Genomic DNA, 24,134 nt, shown 5'->3' on the forward strand with positions numbered 1-24,134 from the left:
GATGGAGTTTAACGAAACAAAAAACATCTTCCTTCAGATCCGGGATTGGGTAGCTGATCAGATTCTTCAGGGTAAAATCCTAACCGGAGAGAAGATTCCCTCTGTGCGGGATCTTGCGGTGGATATGGAAGTTAACCGAAATACAGTGATGAGAAGTTATGCGCTGATGGAGGAGGAGGGAATCATCGAAAATAAGCGGGGTATAGGTTTTTTCGTAGCTGCTGACGCAAAGCGAAATCTGCTTAAGAGGCAAAAGCAGACATTTCTGAACGATGAACTGCCCTCGATCTTGCATCAAATAGAAGTTCTTAAACTCAATTCCGAGGATTTACAAATCCTGATTCAAACCATTCAATCAAACGATCATGAAATCAAGCCTGACTAAAAAGTCACGAGCTAGGATGATTATCATCCCTGCGAGATTCCACCCCGACAGATCGGGGCAAGTTATGACCATTAAAAAAAAATATAAACACATGAAAACCAGTAATAAAATAATCGTTTCCTTTTTGACTTTCGCTTGGCTTCTTTTTATCGCCACCCTCCTGATTTCACATCAATTCGCTGATTAATATAATGTAACTGGAAAGCGCAGGGTGATCAAAACCAAGACAGCTTTAGAAGATTTTTCGGTAAAAAATCGAAGAAGCTTCTCGCCTGCACCTCTTTCCTGGCGATAGCAACCGTTTGGATTACGACGAATTATTTGGAGATGGAATTAAGCCTCCTAAGACCGAACCAATTCAAGATTATACAGTGAAAAATGACACCCTGTTTATTAAAAACCTGCGTAATGCGATTAATGGCGGTTACACTTTGAGAGTAGGTAATCTAAAGCATCTGATAGTGAAAAATGTTGGTGAGATTGATTTAGTAGGCTTTTCACAGGATTCACTTTTAATTAACTCTGAAAACAGCAACGTTATTATTTCTAAAAACTCTGAATTTTCTTTTCTGCATCTAAAATCAGGGCCAAAATTCGATCTGACTTTTAAATCTGTTAAAGGTTTTAGCTTGTCATTAAAAGAATCTAATTGTAATGTTTCTGGTGATATAGAGGAGATTTCAGGAACAATAGGGAATTATGCAGGACTAGGTATTCCTAGAAAAACAGAAAAAGTGGATGTTGATACCTCGATCAATGGCAAGCTACACTATGTCTTTAAGTAGTTTCAGAATTTGATATCTCACTTTAAAAACAATTACTTATCCTCCAACTCCACTATCACCTCTATTTCCACAGCCATATTATTAGGTAAAGCAGCCACACCAACAGCGGAGCGGGCATGCTTGCCTTTTTCTCCAAAAATCTCTACCATGAGATCCGAAAAGCCATTGATTACGGCAGGTTGCTTGTCGAAGTTAGGATCAGAATTTACCATTCCCAGCACTTTCACAAACTGTTTGACTCTGGTAAGATCGCCACCTGTGGCCACCTTCAAAACTGCGATAATTTCTAGTCCGGTTTCCCTCGCTGCCTGGTAGCCTTCATCGATCGTGAGTTCAGCTCCCACTTTGCCGAAGACATCTGGCCCAGATCCGGATAGATAGAGCAGATTGCCCACTTGCTTCCACTTTACGTAATTGGCAATTGGGATTCCTACTTCTGGGAGAGATAGTCCGAGTTTCTCCAATTTCTGATCGGGAGTTTGGGCGTTTGCTATGAAAGCGACAAAAAGTAAAGGCAATATGATGGTAAGATTTCTAAGTTTCATAAGAAGGAGGGTGGTGTTTGGATGACCAATCTAAGCGATTCTTTTTACTTTTGTCTTTCCCGCCACAAAAGTTTTATATGGAAAATATTAAGATTATACCCTATTCATCTGAATTAGGCCCATTTTTCAAATCCATAAACCAACCTTGGGTGGAGGAGCTTTTTGCAATAGAAGCATTTGATCAAGCACAATTTGATAATCCAGAAGATACGATCATCAAACCAGGAGGGGCGATCCTGTTTGCTGCTTTGGGAGAGGAGATAGTTGGGACTGTAGGACTCCATAGAATCTCTGATGGGAACTATGAGTTAGTCAAAATGGGTGTGATGCCAACAGCTCAGGGTAAGGGAGTAGGAATGCTGCTTGGTGAAGCTATTTTAGAAAAAGCCAGAGAAATGGAAGGTAAAAAGGTGGTTCTATACAGTCATTCCAAGCTTATTTCTGCGCTAAAGATATATCGAAAGCTAGGTTTCAAAGAAGCAGAACTTGAAGAAGGAAAATATTGCAGATGCGATATTAAGATGGAGTTGCAGCTCTCAAATCTGTGATTTCAAATTTGAGAATGCTTTTACCAGAACCTGAAGGCTTTCTCGTTTACTCTGTTTCTAAGGAAGAAGTTGTCCCAAATATCTGGAGAAAGATAGATTTCTATTCCTAAGTTGAAAGTCATATAGCCATCGTATCGATGTGTAAGTCCTGAACCTCTACGGATTCTGCCTCCATTTTTTAATATTTTAGGAATATCAGGAAAGCCATTATCATCTAAGAAATCTGGGTTTCGAACAGCAAGTCTAAGACGGTCCGGATTCTTTCCTGTGACATAATCATCAACTAGATCAAGGTAAAACTCGCCGATGTTATAGGCGGATATATCGTCCATGTAATCAGTAAGAGTAAAACGATAGTTTCCTTCAAAAGTCAAATCCGTATAAACGTTCAGCTTATATTTTAAACCTAAGCCCATTGGGAACACTAAGATATTTCGCTCATACGGGTTGTTTTCTAACTGTAGTGGTCGAAGATCGACCCAATTACCATCGAGCTGAGTTTCTGGGGTATTGGTGGACATCCCTAAACCTGCAAAAATGTAGGGGTTCCAGAGGTTTCTGTGGATATTTGGAACCTTAACAGGAAATAGATAATATTCTATCATCGCCGTCCCTTCCCAGTTTTGTGCTCTGAAGTTTAAGTTACGTATTGCTCTATTAGCACGTGGGTCAGAGGGAGGGTCTTGCCCAGATATTTTAATGTAAGAAAAATCTAATCTAGCCCTCAAATTAGTGCCGAATGTATAATGGATGGCCACGTTAGCATTCCAATCTGGTTGTACACCTTCATTATATTTCCAAAAAGAATACAACTCTCCGAAATATTGGGTAGGTCCTATGCTTGCAGATAATGACCAAGGCTCTTCAAACTTGAAACGATAAAAACTCTGGGAATAGGCCAGTGAAGAGGAAAGAAAAAGTAAAATGAAGAGTAATTTTTTCATAGTTGGCCTTCACAGGATATCACCAAAAATGGGATCATGGGTGAAATTTAGGCTAATTTTCTAACTTATCAAACCCAGATTTGAGATGCAGATCGCGTTGAGGAAATGGGATTTCAATCCCTTGCTCTCCGAATTTTTTGAAGACCGCATAATACAACTGGCTTTTCAGCACTTTGGGACGGTTAATGTATTCCGAAGACCACACCCGCAGTATGAAGTTGATACTATTATCACCATAGCTGTCGAATAGTACGTCTGGAGCAGGGGTACTCAATACGCCACTATTTTCTTTGGCTGCTTCAATTAGGATCGCTTTTACCTTTTCTGGGTCTTCTTTGTAAGATACTCCCACAGGGAAATTGAATCGGATGTTTCGGTCGTTATGGGACCAATTGATTACAGGACTATCTATGAATTGACTATTTGGTACAATTATCGTGATGTTATCATTGGTGACAATGGTAGTAGACCGAGCCGATATTTTGATCACATCACCAGATACATCGCCCACTTCTATACGATCGCCCACCTTAATGGGCTGCTCGAAGAGAATGATCAATCCAGAAATGAAGTTGTTGGTAATGTTTTGTAAACCAAAACCAATACCCACACCTAGTGCTCCAGCTAGAATACCAAAAGCACTTAAATCAACACCGTTGGTTTGTAAAATGGAGAAAATCCCTGCCATTACCAAGATGTATTTGACAATCATCCCAATGGAAGATCGAGTGCCTGATTCGATCTGATATCGGGTCAGTACCTTGTTTACCAATAATCTGCGTATCCATTCTGTAATAATGAAAAGCGCAACAAAAGATATGATTAGCGTAAGAATTAAGCCTATAGTAAGCTTAGACTCCCCTAAGCTGACGAGGCTGTAACTGAATATTTCTTGTGCCCATTCTATAAACCCCTTGGCTTTTTCCTGAGCTACTTCTTTTAATTCTTGTTGCATTTAGTAAATTCTAATTTTTTTCTCGCAGTTCTAAATCTATTCACATTTGTTTTTAAAAACACATATTTCTATCACAACCTGATATTTAGCTCAATGTTCCCTTTCTTTTCGATAGGATTGAGTCTGTGGGAATATTTAATTGAATTTGGCTAATTTTGAACCATGAGTAAGCAAAAAGAAGAATTAGAACATAGACTAAAGCTGAGGAATGTAAAGCTTTCGGACTATGAGGATATACAGGAAATCATGAGTTCCATCTACAAAAATCAAGGTGGAGCATGGACTAAACAGGAGTTTAAAAATCAACTCAAAGCATTTCCTGAAGGACAGATAGGTATCGAAGATAATGGTAAGCTAGTTGCTGCAGCACTGAGCATTGTAGTCGATTACACTAAGTTTGGTGACAATCATACATACGATCAGATCACCGGCTTTGGCAAATTCGACACCCATGATATGGAGGGTGACACCCTGTATGGGACAGACATTTTCGTTCATACCGAATATCGAGGCATGCGTATCGGGCGAAGATTGTATGATGTGCGAAAGGAAATTTGCGAGAATCTGAACTTAAGATCTATTATTGCCGGTGGGAGAATTCCCGGATATAAAAACTACGCGGATGAAATGACGCCGCGAAAATACATTGACCTTGTTAAGAATAAGGAGATCTATGATTCCGTTTTGTCATTTCAGATTGCAAATGAATTTCACGTACGTAAGGTTATCACAAAGTACTTGCCCTCAGACACGGATTCAAGAGCCTATGCTACTTTGCTGGAGTGGATCAATATTTACTACGAAAAAGACGAAAAGTTAATTGGTAATAAGAAGTCTATTGTTCGTCTAGGTCTGGTGCAGTGGAAGATGCGTCGCTTCTCCAATGTGGATGATTTGATGCAGCAGGTAGAGTTTTTCGTAGATACAGTATCTGGTTACAAATCAGATTTCTGCCTACTTCCTGAGTTTTTCAATGCTCCGCTTCTGGCAGAATTCAATGACATGGATGCTTCCGAAGCGATTCGTAATCTCGCGGACTATACGGATGAGATTATTAGCCGAATGAGCGATCTGGCTGTTTCTTATAATGTGAACATCGTTGCTGGCTCCATGCCGGAATATGATGGTAAAAAACTCCGGAATGTGAGTTACCTCTGCCGTAGAGACGGTACACAGGATAAGCAATACAAGCTCCATATCACTCCTGATGAGGCTTCTTACTGGGGTTTGCAGGGCGGAAATGGTATCAATGTCTTTGAGACCGATGCAGGAAGAATTGGGATTTTGATCTGCTACGATGTGGAATTTCCCGAGCTGGGAAGAATTCTGGCTGAGCAGGAGATGGATATACTATTCGTGCCATTCTGGACGGATACCAAGAATGCTTTTCTCCGGGTAAATACATGCGCCAAATCTCGTGCAATCGAAAACGAGTGCTACGTGGCCATCACAGGTTCTGTGGGTAACCTTCCGAAAGTGGAAAATATGGATATCCAGTATTCTCAAGCAGCGATTTACTCGCCTTCCGACTTCTCATTTCCGCATGATGCTGTAGTAGCAATGGCTTCTGAGAACGAGGAAACAATCATCGTTGCCGATGTGGATTTGGATCTTTTGACCAAACAGCGAAAAGCAGGAAGTGTACGAAACCTCGAGCAAAGAAGGCTCGATCTTTATTCAATCCAATGGAAACAGAAAAAATAATAGCTGATTACTTTGCACATATTTCGGAAGAAGTCTGGGAAAAAGCCGCTAAAATTAAACTAATCATTACCGACATTGATGGCGTGATGACGGACGGTGGAATTCTATATGATGATAATAAGTTGGAATTCAAAAAATTCAACGTAAAGGATGGTTTAATCGTCTATCATCTACGAAAGAGTGATTTTATAGTAGGGGCTATCACAGGAAGAGAATCTTATGTGGTGCAAAATCGCTGTGAGGAGCTAAAGTTTGATTTCCATTACCATGGCGTGAAAAACAAGGGCAAGAAGTTTGACGAAGTGCTAGAGACATTAGAGCTAGAAGCTGAGGAGGTAGCTTTTATTGGAGATGACCTAATTGACCTTCAGATTTTGGCGCGCGTAGGATTTGCTGTAGTTCCCAGCGATGCAGTCGAATATGTAAAGCCCTTCGCTCATTATGTTTCGAGATTTGCTGGAGGCAAAGGTGTTTTTCGTGAAGTTGGAGATTTGCTCCTTCACGCCAAAGGACTATTAGTCCCAATTATTCATACTTTATCCCATAAGGAAAATGACAAGAAATAATCAAGCCATGCGCATCACTGATTCGGTGATTTTGGGTAAAGATAAACCTGTTTTGTTCTCTGGGCCTTGCGCTGTGGAGAGTTATGATATATGCCTGGAAATAGGCACTAAGGTTAAAGAATGGGCTGAGTTACATGGCTTTTCTTATGTATTCAAAGCTTCTTTCGACAAGGCAAATCGTACTTCCTCTGGATCATTTCGAAGTATAGGGATGGACAAATCATTGGAAGTTTTGCAGCGCGTAGGAAATGCGCTTAATGTTCCTTTGGTGACAGATATTCATGAGAGCTACCAAGTAAAAGATGTGGCAGAAGTGGTGGATGTGCTTCAGATTCCGGCATTTCTTTGTCGGCAGACAGATTTGCTTTTGGCGGCAGGCGAAAGTGGAAAAGCAGTGAAAATCAAGCGTGGCCAATTCATGGCACCTGAAGACATGCAGTATGCGGTGTCTAAAGTGAGATCAACTGGGAATGAGAATGTGTGTTTGACAGAAAGAGGCTTTTCTTTGGGTTACCACAATCTGGTTGTGGATATGAGGGGATTGCCAATCATGCGCCAATTTGCGCCGGTGGTGTTTGATATCACGCATTCAGTGCAGCAGCCAGGCGGGCAAGGTGGAACTAGTGGAGGTCAGCGCGAGTTTGCGCCGATCTTGGCAAGAGCAGCGGCGGCAACTGGAATTGATGGGTTCTTTATCGAAACTCATCCAGACCCATCTGTAGCGCTGAGCGATGGGCCAAATTTGATCCCACTTCATAAAATGGGTGTATTCCTAGAAATGCTGAAGGAAGCTTGGGTTCTCGGTAGAAAATACCAGGATTTTGACGTAAACAATTAATAGAAAATTATGCATAAGCATTTGTTATTAATATTGCTCCTGAGCTTGGCTCCGGGGCTTTTTTGTGTGGCTCAAGGTACTGATCTTCAAGATAATATTCGGATCCGACTGGAGCAAGATCAGCCAGATATTCCGCTAAATGTGAAGCAACAAGAACTTTTCGCAAAGAGTGAGATTCACCAGTTCTATACTGATCGGTTGTTTTTGCAAGCTTGGTCTGAGGGTGGGAGATTGACAGAACTTGCGTATGAACTCAGATTTGAGATCATGCAAAGCGAGTTTGATGGACTCAATCCACATGATTATCACCTGAATCTGATCAATGTATTTTTCACTCAATTTGAGGCAAATAAAAAGCAGAATATTAACAATGAATTAGATGATCTGGCAGATATAGATTTACTGCTTTCTGATGCATTTTTTCATTTGGCAGCACATCTGGAAATAGGTAAGGTGGATCCAAAGTCGCTGGTGGGTGACTGGCAGATTACTTCCAAAACTTCAAAAGTATCATACAATTCATTGCTCGAATTAGCACTACAGAAGCAGCAGATTAGGCAAACACTAGAAACACTTTATCCTAGTATACTAGTATATAAAAAGGGACGTGAAGTGATACGAGAATTGGATGAAATCCGTAAATACGACACGCTCAACTGGAAGAATGTGAAAGTTTCGAAAACTATTAAAGTTGGTGAAACAAATGGTGGAGTGCCAAATTTGCGGGAGAGGCTTGCCTTTTGGAAGTTTCTAGAGCCCTATCAATACGAGGATGAGAAAGCATACGACTCTACGATGTTTGCTGCCGTGCAAAGATTCCAGCAACGAAATGGATTGGAGCCTGATGGAGCTTTAGGTAAAAATACTGTCAATGTTCTGAATCAATCTCCATCGGATTTAATAGATAAGGCCTCCGTTAACATGGAGCGTCTTCGCTGGTTGCCGGATACCTTACGAGGTGCTGAGATGATTATGGTGAACATTGCTAATTATCAATTGGATTATCTCAATAATCGGGATACGCTATTTTCTACTAGAGTCATAGTAGGGAAGAAATATCATGAGTCTCCTATCTTTTCTTCTGCGATGAGCTACATCGTATTCAGTCCCTATTGGAATTTGCCTACTTCCATAGTAAGAAATGAAGTGATGCCCGCTGTGCGTAAAAACCCTAATTACCTAGCGCAGAAAAATATGGAAGTAGTTACCTTCTCAGGCAAGCCTGTGGATCCAGCTTCGGTGAATTGGAGCGGCAAATCTATTCCTTATATGGTTCGTCAGAAGCCGGGAGAGCATAACTCCCTAGGCTTGGTAAAATTTATGTTTCCCAACGAACATAGTGTTTATATTCACGATACGCCAGCTAGAAGTCTTTTTACTAGAGAAGATCGGGCACTAAGCCATGGTTGTATTCGGATTCAGGATCCTGCAATTTTTGCATCCCTACTGCTTAAGAGTAATAGTGCGTGGACGCCAGAAAAGATTAATTCTGCTATGCATCAAACTCGAGAGCAGATTGTGACCTTAGATCGCAAAATACCAGTAGTGCTACTTTACATGACTTTTTGGGCGGACTCAAAGGGCCAAGGTCATTTCAGGCAAGATATTTACGATAGGGACGAGGAGGTTTTGGCGGCGCTTCGCAAATAGTGGTTTTATAAGCGTAAAGACCGCGAAGGGAGCGCAAAGGGTAGGGACCTTTTTGAATTATACCTAATGTTTTCTTTATTGTTGCTCTTCTATCCTCTGCACATCTTTGTTTTTTTGCGGTTAAAAAGGATAATTTATATCAGTTCATATCACACCAACGGTGCCGAAAAAACTGTAGTATTTCATGCTATACGAACAGGATTTAGATTAAAGCCTGTGCCCCAAATTGGGCAATTCAAGACTCATTGAAAATTGATCGTTTTACGACTTTTGGAAATCATATTATTTCAACTTATTGATTATAAGAAGAATGTATTGGAGTGGACAAATTTTCTGCAAGTAGAAAATTAAGCGTACGAAGTTTGAGTGAGTGCATGCATCACAATACTCCTTTATGAACAATAAGATAATAATTTCAATTTCTGCAGTTTTACTTCTAGCAGTAGGACTTATTTGGTTTTTAAACCAACGCAGGTCTGATTTGACAGATGAACTTCAAGCAGCTCTAAGTGGAGAGAAAATTAGTGTTCTAGCCAACTCTAAATTTTCAGATGAGATTCAAAGTTTCTATGCCGATAGAGAGTACATGGAAGTTTGGCATTTTAACGGATCGCTTTCCAAAACTGGAAAGGAAATGTTGGCACAAATTGAAAATTCAAAATTTGATGGTTTGCAGCCAGAAGATTATAATCTGGCCAAGATTTATGAATTTTCTTCAAATCAGGAAAAAGAGAATAAGAAATTCAGAAACCTCTCTGCTGAGGAAAAAGTTACACTAGAGCTTCTTTTAAGCGACAGCTTTTTCAGCCTAGCTCATGATTTAGAGAAGGGTAAAGTAAACCCTTCCAACTTGGATGCGAATTGGAAATTTGAAGAGAAAGAGACTGATGTGAATTATACAAATCTATTGGAAAATGTAGCAAATGGAAGTTCAGTAGAGAAGGCTTTTGCAAGCTTGTATCCAAGTTCAGATTTATATGCTCATGGTAGAGACGCTATTAAGGAGCTCTATCGAATTCAGGAAAATGATACACTTACATGGGAGTTTGCTGCGGTGGAAGGAGCTATCAAAGTTGGAGAGAAACATTCTGCTATTCCTGCATTGAGAAAACGATTAATATTTTGGGATGTTTTAAAGCCTTATGATACGGAAGATCCTTTACTTTTTGACTCTACCATGTTTACAGGACTTCAGAATTATCAAGCATCGAATGGTATGAATCCAGATGGTGTGATCGGAGCTTTGGTTGCTGAGTCATTAAATAATTCGCCACAAAATCTAATTGATATCGCATCTATCAATATGGAAAGATTACGTTGGATGCCTGCAATAGACTGGGATCAAGAAATGGTGCTTGTGAATGTTGCCAATTATCAGTTGGACTATATGCAGAAGTCGGACACAGCGTTTAGTGCTAAGGTGATCGTAGGAAAAGAATACAATGAGTCACCAGCATTTACTGCACCTATGAGCTACATCGTATTTAGCCCGTATTGGAATATTCCGGAGTCAATTACGAACGAGGAAATTATCCCATCAATAAAGAAAAACTCAAATTACCTTTCTCAGAAAAATATGGAAGTGGTCAATGGATCTGGAGAAGTTGTGAAAGCTTCCAATGTAAATCTGTCCAAGGATCAAGGATATAGAGTTCGTCAGAAGCCAGGAGGAGACAATTCCTTAGGATTGGTGAAATTTATGTTTCCCAATGAATATAATATTTATATCCACGATACGCCTGCTAGAAGTCTTTTTGAGAAAGAAACAAGGGCTTTAAGTCACGGTTGTATCCGAATTCAGAATCCAGATCAGTTTGCAAAAATCTTATTGGATAACTCAGATTGGGATGATGAAAAAATACAAGATGCTATGCATCAGGATAAGGAAGAAGTGGTGAAACTTGATAGAGATATCCCTGTAATGATACTATATATGACTTTTTGGGCAGATAAAAATGGTAAAGCTAATTTCAGATCTGATGTTTATAATCGAGATGCGGCACTTCTAAAAGCTTTGCGCATCAACAAATCAGGCCTTGATCAGGCTTGATTTGTTGATGTAATTTTCATCTTTTCCGAAAATGAAAAGTAGAGAACCATCTTTAATCAGATCAATTGCTTTTGCTGATAGCTCGCTTGGCAAAGCTGGACAACCAAGACTCCGGCCTAATCTTCCAACTGATTCGGCAAATTCTTCACGGGCATAATCTGCTCCGTGAATTACTATAGCACGGTTTCTTGCTTGATCGTTAAAGCCCTTTTCCAAACCATCTAATCTCAGGGAATAGCCGTGTTTGCCAGAGTAAGTTTCAGCAGTTTTGTAAAAACCTAGACTACTTTTAAAGGATTCGGGAATATTAGAAAAATTATTCGCCATTAAATCTCCTGAATTTCTACCATGGGAAACTACTGAATTCAGTAAAATCACTCCGGATACAGGATCTATAATCCACATGCGCTTGGCGGTAGAAGGAAGGCTGAAATCTATGACAGTCAAAACCTTTGTTTTAAGCTTATCTTTCATTTTACTCCAACCTTGTGCTGCCATCATGAAAACTTCTTTGGAAGGCAGCTCATCACTATTTCCCTGTAATCCCTCGTAGATAGTTGAAATTGGATCGATGGAAATGATTTCGGTGGTTGTGGATTCTTTAATTTCTGGACTTGGGAAAATTCCTATTGATAATAGGAGGGTAATCGTAATAGTCTGATAGAGCATAAGCATTTGGGTGATTTTGCAAATTTAATATGTAATCCATTAAGTCAAACGAACATCTAGTCAGTCTCTTATAAATTTGCTCATAAAAGATGTGAAATTTTGCTGGGAACCTTCCTATTGGCATTTTTGGTTCTTGATAACACAGGCAGTTTTGGTGATTTTAAAACCAATAGATTATTCTGTAATTTTATTTTCCGAAAATTATTCCACTGAAATTCAGTTGGCTTGTAGTTCTATAACAGTTTATTACTAAAATAATTCAAACAAAAGTTGAAAAACTGCTGTTTCACCAACTCATGAAAGTATCAGTTTTTAGAAAAGAACATTTTAATGCGGCGCATCGTCTTCATAACGCGGAGTGGTCTGACGAGAAGAATCAAGCAGCTTTTGGCAAGTGTAATAATCCCCATTTTCATGGGCACAACTATGAATTAATAGTGAAGCTTCGTGGGGAAACTGACACTCGAACTGGCTATGTATACGATATGAAATTGCTCTCTGATTTAATAAAGGAGCATATATTGAGTAAATTAGATCATAAAAATTTAAATCTTGATACCGATGAATTCAAAGAACTTAACCCAACCGCTGAAAACATTGCAGTGGTTATTTGGAATATTTTAAGGGAAAAAATTGATCGCAAACTCGAGTTAACTATTCGACTTTATGAAACAGAAAGAAACTTTGTTGAATACGATGGGAATTAATATCGCTAGAGCATCTTCAGAAGATATAGGAGATGAACACGTAGGAACTTCCCTTGAGACACCTCTGAGAGAGGATGCTTTCGAAATGGATGACGAGCTAAAAATTGAATTGATCGAAAAGCACTTTAGAGAGATCATGCATGTTATGGGACTGGATCTCACTGATGATAGTCTAAAGGGCACTCCACATCGTGTAGCAAAGATGTATGTTAAGGAAGTTTTTAGTGGATTAAATCCTAAGAATAAGCCTGTTGCAAAACTTTTTGAAAATAAATATAAATACAGTGAAATGCTCGTGGAGAAAAATATCACGTTCTTTTCACACTGTGAGCATCATTTTGTACCAATTTATGGCAAGGCACATGTTGCCTATATCTCAAATGGTTCTGTGATCGGATTGTCAAAGATCAATCGTATCGTGCAGTATTTTTCTCAGCGTCCACAAGTTCAGGAGCGCTTGACTATGCAGATCGGTAATGAGCTGATAGAAGCGCTGGGAACGGATGATGTGGCTGTAATCATGGATGCAGATCACATGTGTGTTAGTTCTAGAGGTGTGAAGGACACAACAAGTTCTACGCTAACCTCGTTCTACGGAGGTAAGTTTGAGAAAGACGAGCAAACTCGAAATGAGTTTCTTAAGTATATCAGCTTAGAGAGATAAATTTTGAATTACTAAACCAACATTGAAACCGGGCTGTGATGCTCGGTTTTTTTTATGCTTTTTTTAAACCGCGAAGAGCGAGAAGAAAACGCGGAGGAGCGCGGGGTTTGTTGTGTTATTTATCTAAGAAGGAGGGCTTGTTTAGGGGAATTTAGAAGGTGTTTGCCAACTTTTGTATATCCCCAATTGGTGATATATTTAATTTTTAAAATTGGGGATATCTCCCGTAAAGGTTTGATATGCGTAAGACCATTTCTTTTGCTGACCTAAAATAAACTGTTTTCAGGTATTTAAATTAAGAAATTCGTCGAAGGGAAAGGTTAGCTCTATTTTATTCCTTTGCGAAAAACTCAGCGAACTTTGCGACTTGGCGGTAGGTACAAATCGATCAGGTGATTGTGAACTATCCTTATTGTTTGGTAATAGAGGTAAATGAACGGTTTTTACTAGTAACTGGGTGCCGATGTGAGTATTCTTGTCGATACTGATCAAGTGAGTGATGACACTCACTGGGGCGTTAGGGAATATGACAAAATAGACGTGAGCAAAAGTGATTTTGCAGTGGAAAAGGACATACAGGTAGTTTATTTTTATGAGTTGAAATAAGAGAAATTTCAAACAATCCCCCTCTCAAAATGCTTTAACCTAAAAGCATTTAACCACATGAAAGGAAAGAATATTGTAATCATCGGAGGGAATTCAGGGATTGGAAAAGCTGTGGCTGAACTTGCAGAAAACAACGGAGCAAATTTGTTTCTCTATTCCAGAAGTGGAGAGGGGAATTATCAATTTGACGTCACAGATGAAGCTTCAGAATTGCAGGATTTGCCTGAGGTAATTGATGGCTTAGTTTACTGTCCAGGTTCTATCAACCTCAAACCATTCCATAGAATATCGCTGGAGGATTTTAAGGCTGAGATGGATGTTAATTTTTTTGGCGCGGTAAGAACACTTCAAGCCTGTTTGAAAAATCTAAAAAAGTCAGAAGCTCCTTCGGTGGTTCTTTATAGTACTGTTGCGGTGCAAACAGGAATGGGATTTCATGCTGGAATAGCATCCGCAAAAGGAGCTGTGGAGGGATTGGTTAGATCCTTGGCTGCAGAATGGGCACCAAATCACATCAGAGTTAATGCCATTGCTCCATCATTGACGGACACACCGCTAGCACAGCAGTTGTTGAGCACCGACGAAAAGCGAGCTGCATCTGACAAAAGACATCCACTTGGTCGCATAGGTACACCACAGGATATTGCTGAGGCGACTTTGTTTCTTTTGGATGATAAATCATCTTGGGTCACAGGCCAGATCCTTCATGTGGATGGTGGAATGTCTTCTCTGAAGTAGGAAATCAAGATTATCCTCAATGAGGTCAGCACCCATAATTTCTTTGCTCAATCGGAAAGAAGACCACTGCCCGAGCTGCAGGCGGGGAAGACAGGTGACCGAAGCGGCCTAAAAGTTAGTCATATCCTATGTCTATAATGCTTTTGTGGTACCACTGATAGAAAAGCGGGTTTTCATATAATAAGAATTAAATCAATTGAAATTCAGTTGATTTTATCTGGAGCAGTTGCTTAGTTTTATAGATGAAGCATATTCTATTTCTTGGGTTAAGCTTTTTGCTCTTAGGTTTTTCCTGCTCAAATCCTGAGTCTCAAACCACCTACATCAATACCGTCACTGGCCCAATTCCTATAGCTTCCATGGGGATCACACTGATTCATGAGCATATGTTGGTGGACTTTATAGGAGCAGATTCAGTATCGTCTGAACGATATAATCAGGAAGAGGTGATTGCCAAAGTCCTGCCTTATTTACTTGAAGTGAAGAAATATGGGGTAAAAACGATTTTTGATTGTACTCCTTCCTATTTGGCAAAAGACCCAGTTCTGCTCAGAAAACTCAGTGAGCAGTCGGGAATTCATCTCGTCACAAACACTGGTTTTTACGGTGAAGTAGGAGGTAAGTATCTGCCGGATTTTGCTTTTACGGAAACTGCTGAAGAACTGGCAAATCGCTGGATAGATGAATTTGAAAATGGAATCGGAGCTACAGGAATCAAACCTGGATTCATCAAGATCTCTGTAAATGAAGAAAAACCACTTCGGGAAATAGATGCAAAATTGGTTAAAGCTGCTGGTTTCACTCATCGGGAAACAGGTTTGCAAATAGCTTCTCACACGGGCACTTGGACTACAGCAAAGCAGGAGATTAAAATTTTGCAGGAAATGGGAATTGATGCTTCAGCTTTTGTTTGGGTGCATGCGCAAGCTGAAGAGGATTTTCAGAATTACTTCGAAGCTGCTAAACTTGGCGTTTGGATAAGCTTGGATGGAATTGGTTGGAGCGTGGATGAATATGTAGCTCGCTTACTCTTCGCCAAAGAAAATGGTTTCTTAGGTCAAGTGCTGATTTCCCACGATGCAGGTTGGTACGATCCAGCCAAACCCGATGGTGGAGATTTTCAGCCCTTTACCAATATTTTCGAAAAGCTGATGCTAGCATTGAATGCGAAGGGATTTGATGAAGCAGATTGGGAAATGTTTTTAGAAAAGAATCCTAAAAGAGCTTTTGGAAATGAGCAATGAGCAATGATCAAGTTCAATTTTCAATAATCAAATTCAAGTATGGGAAGGTGTATATTCGATTTTCAGTTTGAACCCATCAAATAACAATCGCTCCCCCGTTGCGCCTCCCGATAGCTATCGGGAGCGAGATTTTATTAAAGCTGGGGCACTTGAGCCTTGATAGCTTCTTTGGCCAGTACTATTCTCCTCAATGTTTTTTCATCATCAGCAGGAACCAAGTCCTGTATCGAATTCATAGTCTTCACATAATAATCAGCCCACGTGTCTAGGATCAATTGCTCATCTTTGGTTGATCCACCGTCTGCAATAACTTTTTTGCTAAGCTGAACTTCTGTCAGCAATCGTATGTGAGCTTTTGCTGCAATCATAGCTATCAATTGATCTACCGTTTTCGTATCTGCATTCAATAAAGTAAAAGCAGAAACTAAAGCCGCTGTTCCTACATTGACCATTGTTTTTTGAGAAACTTTATCCAGGCGATCATTGTCCGTGTGGTAGAACTGATCGGTAAAATGCCAAAGTAGTAATCCAGGAATATCTGCTTGAAGGAATGGTGTGTGATCGGAGCCACCTTCAAAAGGATTGGTTTTCACCACCCAGTCAGCATACTCGCCTTGAGCTTCGAAGTTGGTCAGGATAAAGTCATTCAAATAATGAGGCTTCATATCTTCCACTTTCAATGGTCGACCGCCCCATTCGCTGTGTTTGTCTTCTCCACGAGTCCAGATTGCACTTGGATCAGGCATCTTTTCGATTAGGAAAGTTCCACCTGTGACGTCAGTATTTTCACCCACCATATCCAAGGAAATTCCCCAGTTGATTTCGGCTTTACGCTTATCTTTTTCTTCTATGTACCTTTTCGTAGAAATAATCTCATCTCCCCAAAGGAAAGTCAAGGTGCGCTTCAGGTCAAGCTTTCCTTTTTTTATCAAATCTGATGTGATGCTCGCCATTTCCAATTGAGTGCCCACTCCAGTAGCGTTATCATTTGCGCCAGGCTCTTGGATGTGAGCTGAGAAAACTAAGCTTTCCAGAGGCAAGTCAGATCCTTTTACATTCGCTACTACAGTGAGTTCCTCGGATTCATAGATCTTAGTTTCTGCCTTCACTGTTACTTCTACCTTGCCTTTTGCTAGCTCAGCTTTCAGTTTTTCTTTGGCTTCGAAAGAAAGTGCAATCGCCCAAGCTGGATTCTTAGCATCGTGTCTCAAACCTCTAAACTGAATGGAGGTAGTATTTTTCTCAGGTTGCAAATACGCAGGCAAATCATAGGTCAACACGCCCAAAGCGCCTTTGTCTGAAACGGATGATTGTAAAGTCCTGTAACTAACCTGATCCGAAAAGAGGATTTTCCCTTTCACATCTATAGCAGAAAGCGCTTCCTTGCTCTCCACATAAATCACTTCTCCAGTAACCCCATCCGCCGGAGTGGAGGAGGAATACTGATAAATCATATTTCGGTTGGTCTCCGATGAAAGTAAGTTTTCAGTGGCGCCGACGATTTTCAAGGAAGCGGAAATTGGCTCCCAAGTAGGTTGACGCATCTCCCGAGTTTCGATTCTATAGGTGAATCTATCCGAGTCGCTAGCTTTCTCTTCGAGGACATAACCCGCAGCTTCCAGTTTCTCAGCGATTCGATATACGGTATTATTAAAACCAGTATTTCCCGCGATTCTCCAGTATTGCTCCACAAAAGCTACCGTTTCATAAGCTAAATCACCCTTAAATTCTGGTCTTACGAGCTTAAAATAAGGATCGGTAACTTTCTGAAGAGGAGCGTTTTGAGCAAAGGAACTTATGCTTAGAAGTAGTAAATACAGGGAAATAGTTGGTTTTATAATCATGTAGTAGTCTTGAATTCAATCGCTTTAAGGCCGCAAGTTAGCTGATTATGATTATTTCTTACCGACTTTAAATCTCATTTTATACGTAGCATTGAGGTACCATGGTATGGAATTGTCCGCTCCGAATGCAGAAAGGCTCACTGCATTTTTTCGATTAGGATTCTTAGAATTCCACTCAGCTTCTAATTCCATGAATAAGCCGATACGTTGATACTTGTTTACATAATAACTTGTAGAAGGTGCTTCTGAAATAAAATCGGAGCGTATGAAAGTTTCTCCTCCAAGCTGAAGTGAAGGTCCAGCTGAAAAAGCCAAGTTGAAACCAGAAGGGCGTTGTATGATGTCGTATTTGAACGATGGGGTAATAAAAATACCAGAGGACTGTTCATTATTCTTTCCATTTGAATACTCAGGCAATGTTTTCTCATTGTAACTGCCCAGCGATTGATAGAAGGAGAGACCAGCATTGAAAGAGGTTCTTTTGCCAAGCCTCACATTTAGCTCATTGGTGAAATTGAGCCCATAAAGATCATTCATTCCGTCAATTGAAGAGCCGAATCCTACGGTGTATTGTAAGTTAGGCTTTACCTGTGCATGAGTAGCTAATGGTAGCAAACTGCAAAATAGAAGGATCAGAAGTAGTCGATGTGCTTTCATTTTTTAAAGGTTTTAAAAGTTGATTTATCGAATTACTACTAATCTTTTGTAATACTAAAGTATCTTTAGTTTATTTAACTAAAAGTTTGTTAAAATACTATTGGTCAATACATTGGTGGTTGTTAAATGATGTGATTCTATTTTTCAATCCACTACGGATTTCAAATAATTACAATTACTCAATTCAAAAACAGTAAAAGTCTAAGCAACCTTATTACGGTATGAACTGGAACCACTTTCCAACATTACCACCTTCCAACCTTTCAACTCTTTCTGTCCTTACAACATTCAACCCTAATTCTCCAACCCTTCGACTTCGCTCAGGGCTACCAAACATTATTCTGTAAAATTTCACAGATCATTTCCTCAGTTTGCCTGCCCTGATTACCTTTGCGCATGGCAGAACAAATCTTGATCCTCGACTTCGGTTCCCAGTACACACAACTCATCGCCCGACGAGTTAGAGAACTGAACGTTTATTGCGAAATCCACCCTTATAATAAAGTTCCAGAGATTACCTCCGATATAAAAGGAGTAATCCTTTCAGGTTCTCCATGCTCAGTGCGAGATGCAGGTTCTCCTGATCTGGATTTGGACGCTTTGAGAGGTAAACTTCCACTTTTGGGTGTTTGCTATGGCTCTCAACTTTTGGCTCAAAAATATGGTGGAGAAGTAGCTCCATCAGAGATCAGAGAATATGGTCGTGCAAATCTGAGTCATCTAGATAACCACTACGATTTACTCAGAGAAATGACTCATGGTTCTCAGGTGTGGATGTCTCATGGCGATACTATCAAGAATCTGCCGGATAACTTCGATGTGATTGCCAGCACTGAATCTGTTCGTGTGGCTGCATTCAAAATTCAGAACGAAGAAACTTACGGGATCCAGTTTCACCCAGAAGTAACACACTCTTCAGAAGGCAAAAATCTTCTTAGAAATTTCGTGGTAGGAATCTGTGGTTGTGCTCAGGATTGGACTTCTGATGTGTTCATCGATGCGAGCATTGCAGATTTGAAAGCGAAAATCGGTTCGGATAAAGTCGTAATGGGTTTATCTGGAGGAGTTGATTCTTCTGTAGCTGCGACTTTGATCCATCGTGCGATAGGAGAGAATTTGATCTGCGTATTTGTTGATAATGGTTTGCTTCGCAAAAATGAATTCGAAGAAGTACTTGATTCGTACAAGCACATGGGATTGAATGTGATTGGTGTAGATGCTAAGCAGAAATTCTATGATGCATTGGCTGGTGTCACCGACCCTGAAGCAAAAAGAAAGGCAATTGGAAATGCATTCATCGAAGTTTTCGATGAGGAATCAAATAAATTGGAAGGCGTAAAATGGCTTGGTCAGGGTACGATTTACCCAGATGTGATCGAGTCTATTTCTGTAAAAGGCCCATCTGCTACGATCAAATCTCACCACAATGTGGGTGGATTGCCGGACTTTATGAAGCTCTCAGTGGTGGAGCCATTGAACACACTTTTCAAAGATGAAGTAAGAGAAGTAGGTAGAGCTTTGGAAATTGTAGAGAAAATTATTGGGCGTCATCCATTCCCGGGTCCGGGGCTTGGCATTCGTATTTTGGGAGATGTGACTGCCGACAAGGTGAAGACACTTCAGGAAGTTGATTATATTTTTATCCAAGGACTAAAAGATCATGGTCTTTACGATCAGGTTTGGCAAGCTGGCGCAATGTTGCTTCCAATTCAGTCTGTAGGCGTAATGGGAGACGAGCGTACCTATGAGAAAGTTGTTGCTTTGAGAGCTGTAGGTTCTGTAGATGGCATGACTGCTGACTGGATTCACCTGCCTTATGAGTTTCTAGGTAAGATTTCCAACGAAATAATCAATAAAGTAAAGGGGGTCAATCGCGTTGTATACGATATCTCATCAAAGCCACCTGCTACTATCGAGTGGGAATAACCTCCTTTGAGGTTTACAAAACCTCGAAGGTGTTGTAAACCTTTCACCGGTAAATATTCAAAAACCCGAAGACTATTCTTCGGGTTTTGCTTTTTTTATAGAGCAGTATAGATCTTAAGAATTAATGTGAATAAAGCACTGAGGCTACTTCTGTCTCCCCCGCCTACGGACGGGCAGGCGTCTTCTGTCTTCGGTCTAAGAAAATAAGGAAAATGAGGATATTGATATCTATTAAGATAATCATATTCCTTCATAAGGCTTTTCGGCCTGAACTTTGGGTTTGAAAATAATGGGTTAAATTTGCACACCTTGTTTAATATATGATTCCGACTATAAAATGAAAAAATCTCTTTTAGTAATACCGGTATTTTTCATCTTGAGTTTAGCAATTGCTCAAACTCCAACACCGGATGCTTATCGCAAGGCTCAGTCAGAGTTAGAAGCCAAAAACTATTGGGATGCTATCCCGCTTTTCAAGCAATTCACTGATTCGAAAGAGTATGGGAATTTAGCGAATTATGCTGCATTTCATTTGGGTGAAGCATTACTTGGTGCTAATCAGCCTGCTCAGGCAGTTGCGGCTTTGAAACCAATAGTGGGTGGAAACTGGGCGAAATCAGACGATGCTAAATATCTTTTGGCAATAGCTTATTTCAAAAATCAACAGAATATACAAGCTCTTCAGATAATCAATAAGATCAAAGATGATGGGGTAATGAAGATGGCTGAAAATGCCACCTATGAAAATTTAAAGAAAGTTAGTGTCAGTTTTATGATTGCTAATCTTTCAGAATTCAAAGATAATAAAGGATATGGAGAGGCACTGAAGGATGTATTGGAAAGTCAGACCATCCTTTCTGCTGCTGAACGAAATGCCTACTATGAATTGCAAGGCAAAGCGAATGAGACGAGAAAAGGAGTGAAGGATCAGATTTTGGATATAGTGGTGATTTTGCCATTCACCAATTCTTCCCGAACTAATTTGTCGAGCATTCCACAAAATGACTTTGTATTTGAATTATACCAAGGTTTGAAATACGGTGTGGAGCAATTGGAGATCAATGGAACCAAAGTCAATATGCTGACTTTTGATTCTAAACGTGATGTGTTGCATTTACAAAAGCTATTAGCAGATCCTGCTATTGCTTCCGCTGATATTATAATAGGTCCTATTTATCCTGAAGAAACTGATTTGGTGAGTAGCTTCGCTGAAACAGCCCGGATTCCATTCGTTCATCCACTATCTAATTTGGGAGATAGATTTGAGGAATTAAACTACAGTTATTTGTTTCGACCTGCTGCCAGTTCTATCGCTTCGGGAATTGTGGAAGGATTAAAAAAGCAAAACTGGGGTAAGAAAGTAGCGATAGGATATAGTGCAAGTTCCAGAGACGAGATGCTTGCTAAAATGCTGCAAGATCAATTAGGAAAGGCAGGATTTCAATTATTGAAGTTTGAGCAAATCACTCCAAGAAATACGAGTACCTTTTTACAAGGATTAGGGATCAGAAGCGGTCAGTCAAGGTCCACCGTAGATCAGGTTATCTTGCTTTCAGATGACCCATCTATTGCTCAACCAGCGTATTCTCTAATGGAGTCAATTTCTGCTTCTATTCCAATTTTAGTTATGGACTCTTGGTTGGGGTTTAACTTTGCCAACTATGAAATGCTAAAATCTTCTAACTTCTATTTTATAGGTAATAATTCATTGAATTTCTATGGAGAGTCAATGCAGCAATTTCGAAATAGGTTTTATTCTAAAAATCTTATCTATCCAAGTTTGAATACTGCACTTGGAGCTGAACTCATAAACTGGGTTTCTTCCAATATGTCAGATTCAAAAGGTTTTGATTTGAGAAGAAATCTTGATCAGAACGCATATCAAGCAGGTAAATTAACTTGGGGATTCAACTTCCAAGGCACTCACAATAATCAATATGTACCTCTGTTCACATTAGAAGCAGGGGAATTGAAACCATTAGATTAATCATGAATATTTCTAAGAGTAAGGCGCTTTTTGCAAGCGCTCAAAATTCCATTCCAGGCGGAGTGAACTCACCGGTTCGTGCATTCCGTGCAGTTGGCGGAGAGCCACTTTTTATCAAGAAAGCTGACGGCGCATTCTTGTACGATGAGGATGGGAACAAATTTATAGAACTGATCAATAGCTGGGGGCCGATGCTCCTAGGTCACAATCACCCGAAGGTGAAGGCTGCAGTGATTAATGCAATGGAGGATGGCACATCATTCGGAGCACCGACTGCGCGTGAAGTTGAGATAGCAGAGTTGATCGTAAGTATGGTTCCTTCCATTGAGAAAGTACGAATGGTGAATTCTGGCACGGAAGCGACTATGTCTGCGATCCGTGTAGCAAGAGGTTTTACGGGAAGAGATAAGTTCATTAAAATGGAAGGGCATTACCATGGACATGGTGATTCATTTTTGATTGCTGCCGGTTCTGGTGCGATGACTATGGGTGATCCCGATTCTCCTGGAGTGACCAAAGGCACAGCGAAGGATACCTTGATCGCTCCTTACAATAATCTGGAAGCTGTAGAAGCATTAGTAGCTGCAAATCCAAGAGAGATCGCAGCCTTGATTTTGGAGCCAGTTCCAGGGAATATGGGACTTTGTCTTCCGAAGGAAGGTTATCTACAAGGTTTACGGGATATCTGCACCAGAGAAGGGATTATCCTGATTTTTGATGAAGTGATGACAGGTTTCCGCTTGGCAAAAGGTGGCGCTCAGGAAGTTTTCGGAGTGACTCCAGATATGTGTACGTTAGGCAAAATTATAGGTGGAGGTATGCCGGTGGGAGCTTATGGAGGAAAGAGAGAGTTGATGGAGTTTGTGTCTCCTGCTGGGCCTGTTTATCAAGCTGGAACACTTTCGGGTAATCCAATTGCCATGGCAGCTGGCTTGACGATGCTCAATTATTTAAATGAGAATCCTGACGTCTATGCAGAATTAGAGCATATCGGATCGAAGCTGACAGAAGGGATAAAAAATATTAATCAGGAATTAGGCTTAAAATACACAGTAAACCACATCGGTAGCATGTATTCTTTGTTTTTCACTGATCAACCAGTGTTTGACTTCTATTCTGCTAAGACTGCGGACACAGCGTTATTTGGAAAATACTTCCAGGCTATGTTGAAGCGTGGAGTTTATTTGGCTCCATCACAGTTCGAGAGTTTGTTTCTTTCTACTGCCTTAAAGGATGACTTGATCGATCAGATTTTAGTTGCTCATAAGGAAGCAATGGTGGAGATTATGGGATTATAGCTTTTTGTAATATGATTATCCGCAATGATGCCAGTCACCTTAGATTCTTTGCTTATCAGGTTGGAAGACCGATGACCGAAGACCGAAGTGGCCTCAATTCTTAAGTTTAACATATCTTACATTGCTTTTGACGTCTTACTGATAGAAAAGCGGATATACATATTTTGTAATTATTCTTATTTGAGTCAGTTACATTATCGCGTTAATTTAAAGGTTGGAAGACCGGAGACGGGAGACCGAAGTGGCCTAAAGTAAAGTGTTAACCAGACCGCATAATCTTTTCTCTCTTTACTAGTAGAAAAGCGGGTCTTAATAAAATATTTAAAAATACACCTCATGTCCATCAAAGTTTACGGAATAAAGAATTGCAATACGATGAAGAAGACCTTCGATTTCCTGGCGGAAAAAGAAGTGGAATATGATTTTATCGACTACAAAAAGCAAAAGCCAGACGCAGCACTTTTAGAAGGATTTTTGAAAAAAACTGAATTAAGCTCACTAGTTAATAGGAAAGGAACGACTTATCGAAAGATGACAGATGTGCAGAAGTCAGCCTTAGAAAATGAGGAGACAGCTATTCCAATTTTGGAAGAAAACTCAAGTATGATTAAGCGTCCTGTCATTGTTTATAAGGATGGGAGTTTGAGTCTGGGCTTTGATGAGGACGTGATTGCGGGGCATTTGAAATAAAGTCTCATGCAAAGATGTGGTAATAAAGTCTCTCGCTCCCGATAGCTATCGGGAGGCGCGGCGGCGCAACGTTTTATTGTTGCTGTTTGGGTAGGACTATTCGAGATTTGTAACTTGAAGGATTTATAATCCAT

Annotated in this window: 23 protein-coding genes; 17 read left to right on the forward strand and 6 right to left on the reverse strand. The window is 40.1% G+C overall.

Annotation, left to right across the window (positions count from 1 at the left end; genetic code table 11):
* Position 1 precedes the first annotated feature (1 nt).
* Together BVH02_RS01295 and BVH02_RS01305 are read left to right on the forward strand one after the other, a co-directional pair.
* Positions 2 to 385, forward strand: coding sequence for a GntR family transcriptional regulator (locus tag BVH02_RS01295; protein WP_086497964.1), 384 nt, complete (start codon positions 2 to 4; stop codon positions 383 to 385).
* A 371-nt stretch (positions 386 to 756) separates the two neighbouring features.
* On the forward strand, positions 757 to 1,170 hold the full coding sequence (locus tag BVH02_RS01305) for a hypothetical protein (protein ID WP_143244168.1): 414 nt from the start codon (positions 757 to 759) through the stop codon (positions 1,168 to 1,170).
* A gap of 32 nt (positions 1,171 to 1,202) precedes the next feature.
* Here the strand turns inward: BVH02_RS01305 and BVH02_RS01310 are convergent, their stop codons facing one another.
* Positions 1,203 to 1,715, reverse strand: coding sequence for a RidA family protein (locus tag BVH02_RS01310; RefSeq protein ID WP_086497968.1), 513 nt, complete (start codon positions 1,713 to 1,715; stop codon positions 1,203 to 1,205).
* Between the two features lie 77 nt (positions 1,716 to 1,792).
* Between BVH02_RS01310 and BVH02_RS01315 the strand changes: the two genes are divergently transcribed.
* Positions 1,793 to 2,263, forward strand: a complete 471-nt coding sequence (locus tag BVH02_RS01315) for a GNAT family N-acetyltransferase (protein WP_086497970.1) — start codon at positions 1,793 to 1,795, stop codon at positions 2,261 to 2,263.
* A 20-nt stretch (positions 2,264 to 2,283) separates the two neighbouring features.
* Here the strand turns inward: BVH02_RS01315 and BVH02_RS01320 are convergent, their stop codons facing one another.
* Positions 2,284 to 3,207, reverse strand: coding sequence for a DUF6089 family protein (locus BVH02_RS01320; protein WP_086497971.1), 924 nt, complete (start codon positions 3,205 to 3,207; stop codon positions 2,284 to 2,286).
* Between the two features lie 52 nt (positions 3,208 to 3,259).
* Complete coding sequence (locus tag BVH02_RS01325; RefSeq protein ID WP_086497973.1) at positions 3,260 to 4,162, reverse strand: mechanosensitive ion channel family protein; 903 nt, start codon at positions 4,160 to 4,162, stop codon at positions 3,260 to 3,262.
* 162 nt (positions 4,163 to 4,324) lie between these two features.
* On the opposite strand from BVH02_RS01325, the gene BVH02_RS01330 reads away from it, so the two are divergent.
* From BVH02_RS01330 to BVH02_RS01350, 5 genes are all read left to right on the forward strand, one after another.
* Positions 4,325 to 5,866 (forward strand): bifunctional GNAT family N-acetyltransferase/carbon-nitrogen hydrolase family protein, encoded by a 1,542-nt coding sequence (locus tag BVH02_RS01330; RefSeq protein WP_086497974.1) that lies wholly within the window; start codon positions 4,325 to 4,327, stop codon positions 5,864 to 5,866.
* Positions 5,848 to 6,432, forward strand: coding sequence for a KdsC family phosphatase (locus BVH02_RS01335; protein ID WP_086497976.1), 585 nt, complete (start codon positions 5,848 to 5,850; stop codon positions 6,430 to 6,432). Before BVH02_RS01330 ends, BVH02_RS01335 begins: the two co-directional genes overlap by 19 nt.
* Positions 6,419 to 7,270, forward strand: coding sequence for a 3-deoxy-8-phosphooctulonate synthase (gene kdsA / locus BVH02_RS01340; RefSeq protein ID WP_086497977.1), 852 nt, complete (start codon positions 6,419 to 6,421; stop codon positions 7,268 to 7,270). Before BVH02_RS01335 ends, kdsA begins: the two co-directional genes overlap by 14 nt.
* 9 nt (positions 7,271 to 7,279) lie before the next feature.
* A complete protein-coding gene (locus BVH02_RS01345) occupies positions 7,280 to 8,920 on the forward strand; it encodes a L,D-transpeptidase family protein (protein WP_086497979.1) in 1,641 nt (546 codons plus the stop codon).
* A gap of 394 nt (positions 8,921 to 9,314) precedes the next feature.
* Positions 9,315 to 10,970: a L,D-transpeptidase family protein gene (locus BVH02_RS01350; RefSeq protein ID WP_086497980.1), complete on the forward strand. Its 1,656-nt coding sequence runs from the start codon at positions 9,315 to 9,317 to the stop codon at positions 10,968 to 10,970.
* Here the strand turns inward: BVH02_RS01350 and BVH02_RS01355 are convergent.
* Positions 10,950 to 11,639: a murein L,D-transpeptidase catalytic domain family protein gene (locus tag BVH02_RS01355; protein ID WP_086497983.1), complete on the reverse strand. Its 690-nt coding sequence runs from the start codon at positions 11,637 to 11,639 to the stop codon at positions 10,950 to 10,952. The two genes, BVH02_RS01350 and BVH02_RS01355, sit on opposite strands and share 21 nt — an antisense overlap.
* 296 nt (positions 11,640 to 11,935) lie before the next feature.
* On the opposite strand from BVH02_RS01355, the gene BVH02_RS01360 reads away from it, so the two are divergent.
* The 5 genes from BVH02_RS01360 (at position 11,936) to BVH02_RS01375 (ending at position 15,598) form a co-directional block, all read left to right on the forward strand.
* A complete protein-coding gene (locus BVH02_RS01360) occupies positions 11,936 to 12,346 on the forward strand; it encodes a 6-pyruvoyl trahydropterin synthase family protein (RefSeq protein WP_086497986.1) in 411 nt (136 codons plus the stop codon).
* On the forward strand, positions 12,306 to 13,010 hold the full coding sequence (folE, locus tag BVH02_RS01365; protein WP_086497988.1) for a GTP cyclohydrolase I FolE: 705 nt from the start codon (positions 12,306 to 12,308) through the stop codon (positions 13,008 to 13,010). The genes BVH02_RS01360 and folE overlap by 41 nt, the downstream gene beginning before the upstream one ends.
* A 465-nt stretch (positions 13,011 to 13,475) precedes the next feature.
* A complete protein-coding gene (locus tag BVH02_RS21350) occupies positions 13,476 to 13,616 on the forward strand; it encodes a hypothetical protein (protein WP_158093843.1) in 141 nt (46 codons plus the stop codon).
* 57 nt (positions 13,617 to 13,673) lie between these two features.
* A complete protein-coding gene (locus tag BVH02_RS01370; protein WP_086497991.1) occupies positions 13,674 to 14,354 on the forward strand; it encodes an SDR family NAD(P)-dependent oxidoreductase in 681 nt (226 codons plus the stop codon).
* 242 nt (positions 14,355 to 14,596) lie between these two features.
* The gene (locus tag BVH02_RS01375) at positions 14,597 to 15,598 is read left to right on the forward strand and encodes a phosphotriesterase family protein (RefSeq protein WP_086497993.1); all 1,002 of its coding nucleotides are present in this window, start codon (positions 14,597 to 14,599) and stop codon (positions 15,596 to 15,598) included.
* 134 nt (positions 15,599 to 15,732) lie between these two features.
* On the opposite strand, the gene BVH02_RS01380 is transcribed toward BVH02_RS01375, so the two are convergent.
* Both BVH02_RS01380 and BVH02_RS01385 read right to left on the reverse strand, forming a co-directional pair.
* Positions 15,733 to 17,442, reverse strand: coding sequence for a M28 family peptidase (locus BVH02_RS01380; RefSeq protein ID WP_223271769.1), 1,710 nt, complete (start codon positions 17,440 to 17,442; stop codon positions 15,733 to 15,735).
* A gap of 51 nt (positions 17,443 to 17,493) precedes the next feature.
* Entirely contained in the window at positions 17,494 to 18,099 is a 606-nt protein-coding gene (locus tag BVH02_RS01385) for a hypothetical protein (RefSeq protein ID WP_086497995.1), read from the reverse strand.
* Positions 18,100 to 18,495: 396 nt separating this feature from the next.
* On the opposite strand from BVH02_RS01385, the gene guaA reads away from it, so the two are divergent.
* The 4 genes from guaA (at position 18,496) to BVH02_RS01405 (ending at position 24,000) form a co-directional block, all read left to right on the forward strand.
* A complete protein-coding gene (guaA, locus tag BVH02_RS01390; RefSeq protein WP_086497998.1) occupies positions 18,496 to 20,025 on the forward strand; it encodes a glutamine-hydrolyzing GMP synthase in 1,530 nt (509 codons plus the stop codon).
* Between the two features lie 337 nt (positions 20,026 to 20,362).
* A complete protein-coding gene (locus BVH02_RS01395) occupies positions 20,363 to 22,012 on the forward strand; it encodes an ABC transporter substrate-binding protein (protein ID WP_086498000.1) in 1,650 nt (549 codons plus the stop codon).
* Positions 22,013 to 22,014: 2 nt separating this feature from the next.
* Entirely contained in the window at positions 22,015 to 23,310 is a 1,296-nt protein-coding gene (gene hemL, locus BVH02_RS01400; protein ID WP_086498002.1) for a glutamate-1-semialdehyde 2,1-aminomutase, read from the forward strand.
* A 336-nt stretch (positions 23,311 to 23,646) separates the two neighbouring features.
* Positions 23,647 to 24,000: a Spx/MgsR family RNA polymerase-binding regulatory protein gene (locus BVH02_RS01405; RefSeq protein WP_086498004.1), complete on the forward strand. Its 354-nt coding sequence runs from the start codon at positions 23,647 to 23,649 to the stop codon at positions 23,998 to 24,000.
* The last annotated feature ends 134 nt before the right edge of the window (positions 24,001 to 24,134 follow it).

The sequence above is a fragment of the Algoriphagus ratkowskyi genome, assembly GCF_002150505.1.
Taxonomy (GTDB): domain Bacteria; phylum Bacteroidota; class Bacteroidia; order Cytophagales; family Cyclobacteriaceae; genus Algoriphagus; species Algoriphagus ratkowskyi.